The 11,522-nt window shown below is 40.6% G+C and carries 10 protein-coding genes; 6 read left to right on the top strand and 4 right to left on the bottom strand.

Annotated features, from left to right (window positions below):
- Positions 1-363: 363 nt before the first annotated feature.
- Entirely contained in the window at positions 364-873 is a 510-nt protein-coding gene (gene apcB, locus ACM0OS_RS20410) for an allophycocyanin subunit beta (protein WP_414545029.1), read from the bottom strand.
- Positions 874-1,235: 362 nt separating this feature from the next.
- Here apcB and glnA point away from each other — a divergent pair, with 362 nt between their 5' ends.
- Complete coding sequence (gene glnA, locus ACM0OS_RS20405; RefSeq protein ID WP_414545028.1) at positions 1,236-2,651, top strand: type I glutamate--ammonia ligase; 1,416 nt, start codon at positions 1,236-1,238, stop codon at positions 2,649-2,651.
- Between the two features lie 271 nt (positions 2,652-2,922).
- Here the strand turns inward: glnA and ACM0OS_RS20400 are convergent, their stop codons facing one another.
- Entirely contained in the window at positions 2,923-3,123 is a 201-nt protein-coding gene (locus ACM0OS_RS20400; protein WP_414545027.1) for a hypothetical protein, read from the bottom strand.
- Between the two features lie 402 nt (positions 3,124-3,525).
- On the opposite strand from ACM0OS_RS20400, the gene ACM0OS_RS20395 reads away from it, so the two are divergent.
- Entirely contained in the window at positions 3,526-4,425 is a 900-nt protein-coding gene (locus tag ACM0OS_RS20395; RefSeq protein WP_414545026.1) for a ferritin-like domain-containing protein, read from the top strand.
- A 105-nt stretch (positions 4,426-4,530) separates the two neighbouring features.
- On the top strand, positions 4,531-5,862 hold the full coding sequence (locus tag ACM0OS_RS20390) for a Rieske 2Fe-2S domain-containing protein (RefSeq protein ID WP_414545025.1): 1,332 nt from the start codon (positions 4,531-4,533) through the stop codon (positions 5,860-5,862).
- A gap of 180 nt (positions 5,863-6,042) precedes the next feature.
- Here the strand turns inward: ACM0OS_RS20390 and ACM0OS_RS20385 are convergent, their stop codons facing one another.
- On the bottom strand, positions 6,043-7,293 hold the full coding sequence (locus ACM0OS_RS20385; protein WP_414545024.1) for a glycoside hydrolase family 10 protein: 1,251 nt from the start codon (positions 7,291-7,293) through the stop codon (positions 6,043-6,045).
- Positions 7,294-7,633: 340 nt separating this feature from the next.
- On the opposite strand from ACM0OS_RS20385, the gene ACM0OS_RS20380 reads away from it, so the two are divergent.
- The 3 genes from ACM0OS_RS20380 (at position 7,634) to ACM0OS_RS20370 (ending at position 10,799) form a co-directional block, all read left to right on the top strand.
- On the top strand, positions 7,634-8,140 hold the full coding sequence (locus ACM0OS_RS20380) for a hypothetical protein (protein ID WP_414545023.1): 507 nt from the start codon (positions 7,634-7,636) through the stop codon (positions 8,138-8,140).
- A 379-nt stretch (positions 8,141-8,519) separates the two neighbouring features.
- Positions 8,520-10,091, top strand: coding sequence for a hypothetical protein (locus ACM0OS_RS20375; protein ID WP_414545022.1), 1,572 nt, complete (start codon positions 8,520-8,522; stop codon positions 10,089-10,091).
- Positions 10,092-10,193: 102 nt separating this feature from the next.
- Positions 10,194-10,799, top strand: a complete 606-nt coding sequence (locus ACM0OS_RS20370; protein ID WP_414545021.1) for a gamma-glutamylcyclotransferase — start codon at positions 10,194-10,196, stop codon at positions 10,797-10,799.
- A gap of 295 nt (positions 10,800-11,094) precedes the next feature.
- Here the strand turns inward: ACM0OS_RS20370 and ACM0OS_RS20365 are convergent, their stop codons facing one another.
- Positions 11,095-11,463, bottom strand: coding sequence for a hypothetical protein (locus ACM0OS_RS20365; protein ID WP_414545020.1), 369 nt, complete (start codon positions 11,461-11,463; stop codon positions 11,095-11,097).
- Positions 11,464-11,522: the final 59 nt, after the last annotated feature.

Raw genomic sequence — 11,522 nt, 5'->3', positions numbered from 1 at the left:
CTTTAGATTCTTCTGATTCCTTGTGTCAAGCCTGATTGAGATGCTCTTACCCTGGATATAAGATGTTCCTTTGAGGAGTCGAAGAAAGGCTGCACCATGCAGAAATTCTAGATCATTAATACTCATAGAACTATTGCCAAAAATTATTTATATCAATAATAAACATTATAAGAGCAGGTATAAAATTTTCCCAGTAATTATGTTCGTTGTAATACCAATTAATTTGTCATACAACAAATATTTTTTTGTATTAATAAAAGTAAACGCACCTTGCCAATCAAGCCAAAGTGCGATATCTGTTAAGTCCACTTACGCGAACTTTGTTTGTATAGTTCTACGATTTCTAATCACCAGGACTAGATGCTAAATATCTTTCTCGCTCAATTCACGAGTCATATAATCAAACGGCTCATCAACAAAGGCAGTATCTGCAACACCGTCCGCAGCTACTTGTGCCTTCACCAAATCCTTAAGAATCTGGATACCATAAACAGTGGGCCCAATGGGTACGCTTAAAGAATTGTAAGTTTCTCTTAGCCCTTGCAGTACGCGCTCATCCAATACATTCATGTTGCCAGCAACCAGCGCATAGGTAGCATAGCGCAGGTAATAGTCCATATCTCGTAGACAAGCGGCATAACGACGAGTAGTGTAGGCATTGCCGCCTGGACGAATCAACTCTGGCTGCTCTTCAAATAACTTAGAACCAGCCTGTTTTACCAATGAAGCAGCATTTGAGTTAATCGCAGCTGCTGCTTTTACTCGTGCTGTACCACTTTCAAAATAAGATTTAAGGCTGTCAATTGCATTCCGGTCAAAATACCGACCAGCAACGTCATAATTCTTAATCAAGCTTGTAACTGCATCGCGCATTCCTTCTTCTCCCAATCATTACTATCTATGGTTTGATATTAATTTGGTTGCACTTATGCACCCGTAAATTTTTGTGCCATTTAAAATAGATGCGGCACAAAAACAATTCATCCGCTATTTAAGGATTCTATGCCAAAGTTGTCCCCTAATGAGATGAACTTTAAGTTTTGTGCAGATGTTGGGGAAAAGGTTAATATAACCTGTAAACCGGATAAGCTGTAACAAAAACTACAAAATCCTCTAATGTCTAGGATTTATGATATTTCAGGTGTGTCATCAACAACTTGGTTCAGATCATCTGGGTTAGGATGCTTTGGAAGATTATGATTTTATGTTAGGAAATTGGTAGAGAAGGAGTAACAATGACAACCCCACAAGAAGTCTTGAAAATGATTCAAGACCAAAAAATTCAGATGATTGATCTGAAATTCATCGATACACCTGGTACTTGGCAGCACCTCACCGTGTACCACAATCAAATCGATGAAAGTTCCTTCTCTGATGGCGTAGCCTTCGACGGTTCCAGCATTCGGGGTTGGAAAGGTATCGAAGAATCAGACATGATGATGGTACTCGATGCCAACACTGCTTGGATCGACCCCTTCATGAAAGAGCCAACGCTCAGTATAGTTTGTAGTATTAAAGAACCCCGCACGGGCGAATGGTACAGCCGTTGTCCCCGTGTGATTGCTCAAAAAGCAATAGACTACCTAGTTTCTACTGGCATTGGTGACACAGCTTTCTTTGGTCCTGAAGCTGAATTCTTTATCTTTGATGATGTCCGTTTTGACCAAAATTCCCATGAAGGTTACTACCATGTAGACTCTGCGGAAGGTCGCTGGAATTCTGGTAAGAAAGAAAGCCCCAATTTGGGTTACAAACCACGCTTCAAAGAAGGTTATTTCCCAGTATCGCCAACGGATAGCTTCCAAGATATCCGTACAGAGATGCTATTAACAATGGCAGATTGTGGCGTACCTATTGAAAAACAACACCACGAAGTTGCTACTGGTGGTCAGTGCGAACTAGGCTTCAAGTTTGGTAAGTTGATTGAAGCTGCTGACTGGCTGATGACTTACAAGTATGTCATCAAGAACGTTGCTAAGAAATATGGCAAAACCGTTACCTTCATGCCAAAACCCATTTTTGGCGATAACGGTTCTGGGATGCACTGTCACCAGTCCATCTGGAAAGATGGCAAACCCTTGTTTGCAGGTGATAAGTATGCTGGTTTGAGTGAAATGGGACTTTACTACATTGGTGGTATCCTCAAGCACGCACCAGCGCTTTTGGCTATTACCAACCCCACAACTAACTCTTACAAACGTCTAGTACCTGGTTATGAAGCACCAGTGAACTTGGCATACTCTCAAGGTAACCGTTCTGCTTCTGTGCGGATTCCTCTATCTGGCGATAACCCTAAAGCCAAGCGATTGGAATTCCGTTGTCCTGATGCAACTTCTAACCCCTACTTAGCATTCGCTGCTATGCTTTGTGCTGGTATCGATGGCATCAAGAACAAAATCCATCCTGGTGAACCCTTAGATAAGAATATTTATGAACTTTCTCCAGAAGAACTGGCGAAGGTTCCTTCAACTCCGGGTTCTCTGGATTTGGCATTGGAAGCACTAGAAAACGATCATACTTTCTTGACAGAAACAGGCGTTTTCTCAGAAGACTTTATCAGCAATTGGATCGACTACAAGCTGGCTAACGAAGTTAAGCAGTTGCAGTTGCGTCCTCATCCCTATGAGTTTCATCTCTATTACGATTGCTAATTCCCAAAATTAGTGAATTTTTTGCCACCCCATATAGGGTGGCTTTTTTTTCACGTCTTGTAGCACTGTAAGAACCTAGGCTGACTGCAATTGGGAAACCAAGAAGCTAGATTGTCGTTGAGAAATCGATTTCATCAGATTCTGTGGGAAAGGCTCAAAAGCTACTTCATCTGGGCGCAAGTTGAAAATCCCAAAATCAAAGCCTTTTGACTTTTAACTTTGAACTATCGACTTCGCTCAGGGTAAACTTTTAACTTCCAAGACAGCGGTACTAGCTCATGGCAACGTGACTGCTTTCATAAATCAACCGAGTTGTAGGATCTATCTTCCCCTGAATAGGATTCCAATATTCGGATATTTCTTCAGGAAGACCGAGTTCTTGTGCAGCACGCATCAGCATTGATTGTTGCCGATTCTTGACTTGCTTGTATTGCAGCATTGTGAGCGCACGGGATCTATCTTGAATAGACATAACACAGTCCTCCTTATGGTTTTAGTTAGTGATATATGCTTAACTATTTATCTCTTCATTTACTAAACTAACACACAATTCTGTAACCAATGTTACAAAATGAGGTTTTGCAATAAAAATTCATATACAGAAAATTGTAGTAGCGATTGTCCAGGGCAAATTAGTGAAAAATTGCCCCTAACCTCACAAAAAAGCAATAAATTGTGGATATTTAGGCTTTTGCTTCGTGTTATGCCGAAGAATAGTCATTTCCCCAAGTAGATCATTTTATTCGTTACAATTATTTACAATAAGGCAATTAAACTCATATATCTGGAGTAGGAAAATTGCTTGATTTTTGGCAACTAAGTGCTATTGCTAGTTACCATCAAACTAATATAGTTAACAAAAATTAACCCAACTATGACAGTTATTTATCCACGTAAATTTCAAAATTCCTTGAGTGCCAGGGATATTCTCCAACAGGTAGTTAGCGATCACGAAATCCATCTCATTACCCTCAATCGCTACCGCTACAGCGAACAACGCAGCTGTAAAGATTTAACCGAGGTCATTGAAAAACTCAATGGCAAACCAAAGGAACTGTTACAGGACTTATCTCACCACATCTGTGATGAAGCTCGTCATGCTATGTGGTTAACTGATTTGTTGCTGGATTTAGGCGCTGACATCGGTACTCCCCCTGGCAATTCCTATATTGACGAATTTGAGCGTCTGATAGATCAAGAATCCTTCAAGACGGAAAGTGACCGAGAAGATGGCATCATTGCTGCATTGGCAGCGATTAATGTCACCGAAAAACGGGGTTGTGAGTATTTCTCGGCTCACATATACGCCCTCAAACAAGCTCCACAAACCACAGAAAACATCAAAATTAGCGAAACCATTGCCAAAATTCTGCCAGAAGAAGCAGGACATGTGCGTTGGGGGAACCGTTGGTTAACAGAAATCGCTCGTAAAAGTCCAGAACACCAACAAAAAGTAGAGCAAGCTAAACAAAAGTATGCAGCTATTGAACAGGCGGCATTTGAATCGGGAATGGATATCACCTTAGGTGCAGAACTACGCCGGGTGACTCATCTGGTGGAAATAGCAAATACAATGCCAGTTTGGGAACGGCCCCAGTATTTAATGGAACGCTTACCACAAACTTTGTTAGCACCTGAGTTGCAATTTACGAGAATGCGCGCTGCTCAAACAGCTTGGCAACGTGATCCGCAAGCTTTTATGGAGAAATTTGTGCCAATGTTCCTCAACGGCATCAAGGGGATGGAAAATAACCGTCAGAAATCCAGCGTGTAAAATTAAAAGCCTGGGAATTTTTAATCCAGGCTGATTAATTGACTACTCTCTGCTCTAAAGAGACGGAGATTCTAAACTGATACTACGCAACGGGTTAAAACCTCAATGCCATCTGAATTCAACTTCTTCCAAAACTGGTATCCTCTCTCACCCATTGAAGATATTGATCCCACCCAACCAACTCCAGTCACACTTTTAGGAATACGCCTAGTTATCTGGAAACATCAATCATCTGAAAATTACCAAGTCTTTATAGATCAATGTCCCCACCGTCTCGCCCCCTTAAGTGAAGGGCGTATTGACGAAAAAACTGGTAATTTGATGTGTAGCTATCATGGCTGGCAATTTGATTCTCAAGGCATTTGTACTCATATTCCTCAGGCAGAAAATCCAGAAATTGTTACCAAGAATCAAAACAATTTCTGTGTAACTTCACTGCCCGTTTGCCAAGCAAATGATTTACTTTGGGTTTGGCCCGATGCTAAATCGGGCGAACAAGCTGCCAATACACCATTACCACTTTCACCTCAAATCGATGCCAACAAAGGATTTGTCTGGTCTTCCTATGTGCGTGATTTGGAATATGACTGGCAAACTTTAGTGGAAAATATAGTAGATCCTAGTCACGTACCTTTTGCCCATCACGGCGTACAGGGTAAAAGAGAATACGCTAGACTCATCCCGATGGAAATTGTGCAAGCCACACCAAAGTTAATTGAAGGAATTACTTCCGGACGCTTCAAAACCACAATCACTTTTATCCCACCTTGTTATCTGGAGTATGACATCAACTTTGGCGACTCCGAGAAAAAAATGGGACTTGTAACTTACTGTATTCCTGTATCTCCAGGTAAGTCTCGCATTGTCGCCCAATTTCCCAGAAACTTTGCCAAAACACTCCACCGTTTTACACCACGCTGGTGGTCTCACATCCAAACTCGTAATCAGGTGCTTGATGGAGATATGATTTTGTTACATCAGCAAGAAAATTATCTTCACCAAAGACAGTCAGTTGAAAGCTGGAAAACTGCCTACAAACTACCTACAAGCGCTGACCGTTTGGTGATTGAGTTCCGCAACTGGTTTGATAAGTATTGTCACGGACAGCTACCTTGGAACGAAGTAGGAATTAGTGTGACCGAGAAAGCAAAAATTAATGATAACCGTGCTGTATTGCTGGATAGGTACACACAACATACATTACTTTGTCATAGCTGTCGCAATGCACTTAAAGTTTTCCAACGCCTAGAATTAGGACTTTTGGTATACAGCATTATTGCTGTAGCCGGAGTTGCTTTACTTCCTGATCCAGTCAGAATTAAAGTTGGTTTACCCCTAATGATTACAGCAGCATTAAGTATGGGTGCTTATGCTTGGCTCAAATTTTGGCTAATTCCGAAATTTTATTTTATAAATTATGTTCATGCCCAAAAATAAATTTTTGTTCGTAGTGAGCGATAAATGGTTCTCTTGCCAGATTTTACAGGGCTAGGGAGTGTTTTCCAACTATAACCACAACAAGCCCTGATGAGTATAGCTGCGCTGACTGCGGAGCGTCTCGCAGAGGAGTGACTGGGGACTTTTGACTTTTGAATTGATTTGTCCCCAGTCTCTACCCTATGGTTTCCAACCAGTGAGCAAATTCGGATAAGCCGTTGGTGTGGGAAATAATTTCTGGAAGCCATTTTGACGCGCTTGGGGCTGTTCTCGGCTGAGGTTCCACAGGGTTTCATAAAAGAAAAAGGAGACTCCGGCAAAGTTGCGATCGCGCGCTGCTTGTACTTGGGTTTTAATCTGTTCTATGGGTACTGATCTGTTCTTTAAGCCAGATAATATGCCGATACTTACAGGAATATGGCTACGGGCGGCTTTGACTTCGGGATACTCTAATTCTTGGGTAAATACTTTTAAGTCATCCCGATATATCTGCAATACCAAGTCTTCGACAATTCCCATGCGTTCCCAGCGTTGCCAGTCTGCTAAATAATATTCGTAGGAGAAACGCTGGGGATTAGGAGCTACGGAAACAATGCAATTTTTTTTACTAGCTTTGATGGCTGTAAATGTCCGCTTCATAAAGTCGGTAATTTTGTTAGCTCTCCATCTCACCCATTCGGGATTTTTTGGGTCTTTGGAGGGGGCTTGACCACGATGTTCTTTTTTATATAGTGCTACTGTGTAGGGATCGTAGCCTAATTCTGATGGTAAGCCGAAATGATCATCAAATTGAATGCCGTCAATATCGTAGTTTCTCACGATTTCCACGACTAAATCTTGAATGAATTTCTGGACTTCTGGATGAAAAGGATTTAACCACACCCGCTCATGTGTACCTTCTTTGACAATTTTAGTACCGTCGCTGCGACTGGTAAGCCATTGGGGACGATTTTTAGCTAAGAGGGAATCTGCTGGGGCCATGAAGCCAAATTCAAACCAGGGAATTACTTTTAATCCTTTTTCATGTCCCTCTGTGACCACTTCTTTGAGCATATCTCGCCCTTGCAGTCCGGGTTCAGGATCAAGCGATCGCCCAATTACTCTGGCTGCTACTCTACTAGGATAGAGCGTATATCCCCAATTCCACACCACAGGATAAACGGTGTTGAAGTTAAGTTCATTCAGGCGTTGTAAAGCATTTTTCAGGCGATCGCGTTCAAATAGTACATTACTATCAATATTGGTTAACCACACTCCCCTTAACTCAGAGTTAGGCGGTGGCGTAGGTCTAGTTTGAGCGTTCAAAGGCAGCGATAGCATCACTGTAGCTATCATGCTCAAGGAAACTATCACGGCAAACAAAGCCTGTTTTTTACCAGGAAGGATTTTCCCCCCAATTAACTCCACACACCACGTGACAAATTTTTTCATAACTTGCTGGAGAAAGCATAAAACGTTAATCATGACTAGTATATGGGGATAGAAGTTGCGTTGTTACCTACTAGTCAAGACAGTTACTAAATTTTTACCAATAATTTATTCACTTTTTGTCTCCAAATTACTGCCACTACATTGTTATTTTTTCTACAAGAAGCTTAATACATTTATACATATGAATCAACAAATCTTAAACCTAGCCATCAGCCTATATTTAAGATTATGCTAAGTATTAGAGAAGAATAATTTTCCTATTTTAACCGTATATCACTGATAACAGAAGTCATTTGTATATCAGTCTGTACTATTTTTTGCTGCAAGTACAGGAATTATAATGAAAAGCTTAAATAATTCAGAAGACAATTTAGCAAATATAACAGCATCTGTCCAGAGGCTTGTAAGGGCGATTATGCTGGCCACTGGTCAATTTTCTTTAATATTAGCCTGTTGTAACTCTGTAAAAGCACAGCCACAAATATTGAATTTATTACAGGAATTGTCATCTGTAGATATCCAAGAGATTGTCATTTCACCTACGGCAGAGACACTGTATACAACCATTGCCGATACAATCGGGATAAATCAACCCGAAGCTTTAATGGTGAAAGGTTTAGAGTCTGTAGTAGAAATTAATCAACTAATTATCAGTACTAATCTCATGCGCGATGAGTTTCGCAAAAACCTACATTTTCCTCTAGTACTATGGGTTAACGATGACATCCTGGGTAAACTAGTTTGGCTAGCACCTGATTTGAAGAATTGGGCAGCTAGTACTATTAGATTTGATAACGATGAACATCAAGCAACGCCAAATTCAGCATTCACCGCTTCAGAAGTTTAATTTTTATTTACCTAAGTAATGCGAATTTCTATTTCATTGGGATTGCTGGCGCTGATTGATCAGTTCGCTATATATAAATTTACTATAAAAATTTAGGAACAAAATCTCAGTATACTAGAGTCTAGTATTACATCAATGACAGAAGATAGATAATTTTTATATTCCCCAAATTTCAGTTGTGGGACTGATTACTATTTTGTGTTTAATTGCTAAATCTTAGTTTTTCATACTTTTGATACGGACTAATACAGCATTTTATTAGTTTGTAGCAAATTAAATTTAGCATCACTCTGTGTACCTTGGTTTTGACCTTAGGTAACTTTGCGTTGAAAAACTTCCAGATTGTACGTACATCCCTACTAAGTATTGTTATTGCATTATGAAGATTAAACTAAAAAAATATCCTTCCACAAATCAAACCCGAATTATCACCGCTTTGCTTTTAACAGGTGTGTTGTCTGTTGGTAGTGGGTTAACACTGATGAAAAACGCCACTGCTAATTCTGCAAAGTTGACACCTGAAATCAGTAACCTTATAGCAAACCGCCAATCAAACCGCTTACCGCGTCCAGTAGCTAACGCCGTACGGCGAGATTTAGCCCGCAGACAAAGGATTCCCATCAGAGAACTGAAAATTAGTGATTATAGTCAACAGACTTGGCGTAATGGTTGTTTGGAATTGCCTCAACCCAACGAACTCTGCACCCAAGCATTAGTTCCTGGCTGGCGGGTTGTGGTAACTAATGGTAAACAAAACTGGACTTATCATACCAATAACAATGGACGTTCTTTAAGGTTAGCTACGGCAAATGCTCCCACGAATCCATCTGCCAATCTACCGCCATCTGTGAGAAATGCAGTGTTGCAAGCAGCCTCTAAACGTTTGCAACAACCAATTTCCCGCCTTAATATTATGCAATCTCAACAGCAAACTTGGAGTAATGGCTGTCTGGATTTGGCTGGTGCTGATGAATTTTGTACCCAAGCTTTGGTTCCAGGTTGGCGCGTAATTGTCGGCGCTGTTGATCAAACCTTGGTTTATCACACCAATCAAACGGGTTCTGCTATTAGGCTAAATGAACAGGCTAGTGAAATTACTGGCCAACAACTGCCCCAAAATGTCAGAAATGCAGTGTTGCAAGCAGCCTCTAAACGTTTGCAACAACCAATTGCTCGCCTCAATATTATGCAATCTCAACAGCAAACTTGGAGTAATGGCTGTCTGGATTTGGCTGGTGCTGATGAATTTTGTACCCAAGCTTTGGTTCCAGGTTGGCGCGTAATTGTCGGCGCTGTTGATCAAACCTTGGTTTATCACACCAATCAAACGGGTTCTGCTATTAGGCTAAATGAACAGGCTAGTGAAATTACTGGCCAACAACTGCCCCAAAATGTCAGAAATGCAGTGTTGCAAGCAGCCTCTAAACGTTTGCAACAACCAATTGCTCGCATCAGCATTATGCAAGCTCAACAAAAAACTTGGAGAGATGGCTGTTTAGAATTGGGAGATATCAATGAATTATGTCTTGCTGCGTTGGTTCCAGGTTGGCAGGTAATTGTTCGTGCTGCTGGCCAAAACTTAATTTATCACACCAATGAAACGGGTTCTGTCGTTAAGCTCAATGAAAAAGCTAACCAAGTCACAGATATCCAATTGCCTCAAAATGTGAAAAATGCAGTTTTGCAAGTGGCTTCAAACCGTTTACAACAGCCAGTTTCTCGGTTAACTATTACTCAAGCTCAACAGCGCAATTGGAGTGGTGGCTGTTTAGAATTGGCTAATCCTGGTGAAGGTTGTACCCGAAATATAGTGGCTGGTTGGCGAGTGGTTGTTGATGCTATGGATTCTACCTTGGTTTATCACACCAATCAAACAGGTTCTGCCATTAGACTCAATGAACAAGCTAGCAAAATCGGCAACAATCAATTACTCAATAATAGGAATAGGTGAAGCAATTTAAACTACACTTCGTCTATCGGAATAATGTTGTATGTTTTAACTTTTGATGTTAGTATTTTCGTTATACGAATATATAATTACTTCCAAGGATAGATGAGTAACCAAAGTCGATACTCACACCACAGTTGGGTGCAATCTCATAATCCTGCCAAATCAGAGTTAAAACTGCAACAACAGCGACAAAAAGAGCCGATGTTTTATTATTTTGCTTATGGCTCTTGTATGTGTCCAGTGGATTTAAAGCGATCGCTTGGTGAAAACACCCATCCTTACATCATTGGCCCGGGAATTTTAAAGGGTTATCGACTGGGGTTTTATTCTTATTCTCAGACTCGCAAATGTGGCGTTTTGGATGTAGTCAAAGATCCCCAAGCCAGCGTTAAAGGTGTACTTTATCACTTACCCTGGCGCTTAAGTGAATATTTAGATATCCGCGAAGGTGTATCCCAAAGTTTATATCGTCATGAAGCAGTGGAAATTCACTGTGAACATCAAGTATATACAAATGCACGCACTTATGTAGTTGTTAATAAGCTTATAGAAGAAATGGCACCCAATGATTGGTACTTTAATGTTGTACTGCGCGGTGCTGTCACTTGTGGACTACCAGAGGAATATTGCTGGCATTTATTTAATCATATGTATCAATTGCAACAGAATTATCAAAAACAGGCAACTAGTACAGCACGGCGTAAATAAACAGACCATTTGAAATCAATGAAAAGCCTACATAATAAGCTTTCGATTTCCGCATTGAGGTACTAGTTTCGCGTCAAATCAGTAATAAAATATACATAATTTAAAGTCTCTCAGGCGGATTTTGCTTAAGTGAAACCATGTCACTGCCAAGAAATCCGATTTTTTGCAGCCGGCTCAGTCAGTAGATGGCAATGATGGAGTACAAGTACAGTTAGATTTAGGGAACGCGTAATTTCCGTCTTGCTGGTTTTGCGTCAAACTGAGCCTAAAAATTGTGTTTTTTGCTGCATTGGGGTTAAGAATCTAAATCTAGCGATCGCATTCCTTGGCGTTGAGCGAAACTTAACATACTGCCTAGTTGTAACCACACAAGTAAGCAAGTCAAAAGACTAAGTGGTAAGCCAACTCCTAAAGCTAATACAGACGGAAAGCCAAATATTTCTAACCCTGAGGAGAGAAACAGACAAACACCAGCAGTTATCCCTAAAAATGGGACAAACAATTGTCTGAGTAAGGAAGGAGGCGGGGAATTTTCGGCACTATCTGTTGACCATTGCTGCACCATTACTTTCAGGGTGCCAGATAAGGCGAACCCAGAAGTTAATGCCATTAAAAAACCAATAAGTATCAATAAATAAGGCGGTTCGGCAGGAAAATAGTACATGAAAACTCCGGATTTATCTTGAGAACTCCATAAAAAGTCAGCGATACAAGTAATACATC

The sequence above is a fragment of the Nostoc sp. CCY0012 genome (genome assembly GCF_963920855.1).
Lineage (GTDB): Bacteria > Cyanobacteriota > Cyanobacteriia > Cyanobacteriales > Nostocaceae > Cyanocohniella.
This window is presented reverse-complemented; position numbering and strand designations above follow the sequence as displayed.

Coding starts and splice junctions, on each gene's coding strand:
- ACM0OS_RS20365 (WP_414545020.1), bottom strand. CDS start 11,463: ATGTACTATTTTCCTGCCGAACCGCCTTATTTATTGATACTTATTGGT.
- apcB (WP_414545029.1), bottom strand. CDS start 873: ATGCGCGATGCAGTTACAAGCTTGATTAAGAATTATGACGTTGCTGGT.
- glnA (WP_414545028.1), top strand. CDS start 1,236: ATGACAACCCCACAAGAAGTCTTGAAAATGATTCAAGACCAAAAAATT.
- ACM0OS_RS20375 (WP_414545022.1), top strand. CDS start 8,520: ATGAAGATTAAACTAAAAAAATATCCTTCCACAAATCAAACCCGAATT.
- ACM0OS_RS20395 (WP_414545026.1), top strand. CDS start 3,526: ATGACAGTTATTTATCCACGTAAATTTCAAAATTCCTTGAGTGCCAGG.
- ACM0OS_RS20380 (WP_414545023.1), top strand. CDS start 7,634: ATGAAAAGCTTAAATAATTCAGAAGACAATTTAGCAAATATAACAGCA.
- ACM0OS_RS20370 (WP_414545021.1), top strand. CDS start 10,194: ATGAGTAACCAAAGTCGATACTCACACCACAGTTGGGTGCAATCTCAT.
- ACM0OS_RS20390 (WP_414545025.1), top strand. CDS start 4,531: ATGCCATCTGAATTCAACTTCTTCCAAAACTGGTATCCTCTCTCACCC.
- ACM0OS_RS20385 (WP_414545024.1), bottom strand. CDS start 7,293: ATGAAAAAATTTGTCACGTGGTGTGTGGAGTTAATTGGGGGGAAAATC.
- ACM0OS_RS20400 (WP_414545027.1), bottom strand. CDS start 3,123: ATGTCTATTCAAGATAGATCCCGTGCGCTCACAATGCTGCAATACAAG.